This is a genomic window from Salinimicrobium oceani, from assembly GCF_012037645.1.
Map to the genome: position 1 here is coordinate 1 of NZ_JAAVJR010000236.1, position 603 is coordinate 603.

The window sequence follows — 603 nt, forward strand, 5'->3', positions numbered from 1 at the left end:
CAGCTCATCATTTTGATCAATTTCTTTCACTCTCTCTACAACCTCGTCAAAAGTTTTAAATTCATGACAGTTAATCAGAGAATTAGGATTAAAATCTTTGGCTACCTCAGGATTTCCCCAGTAAATAGGAATGGTATTGGTGATATAGGAGTGCATTAGTTTTTCTGTGGTATAGCCGGGAGACGAGGAATTTTCGAAAGCTATGGAAAATTTAAATTTTGACTGAAATTCTAATTTGGTGTACATCCAGTCTTCGGTAAATCTGCCGCCAATATCCATTGAAGTATTATTGAGATGCTTTCCCGGAGACATGACTTCCTTATAATTACTTAAAAGATGAAAAAATTGATCTCTGGCAGGATCTGCCTGTGAATTGGAATAAATGAAGTTACAGAAAAATTCCTTTTTTTGAATATCTTCTATTGTAAAGGATTTGTGCTTCAGGAGCTTTCCAAATTGATCCGGAATTAATGCAAAATTAGGATATCTTAAATACCGGTCTCCGAGGTCCAGATAACTGAATCCTATTCCGTAATCACAGAGATTGAAATCCGGGATCAGATTTTCACCGGTGTAATAGATCTTCACCGGGTTTTTATACTT

General features: G+C 35.8%; 1 protein-coding gene. It reads right to left on the reverse strand.

The window, feature by feature from the left end; translation table 11 throughout:
* Nucleotides 1-603: glycosyltransferase family 10 domain-containing protein (locus HC175_RS16470; RefSeq protein ID WP_209310032.1), on the reverse strand; the 603-nt coding region annotated here is incomplete at both ends.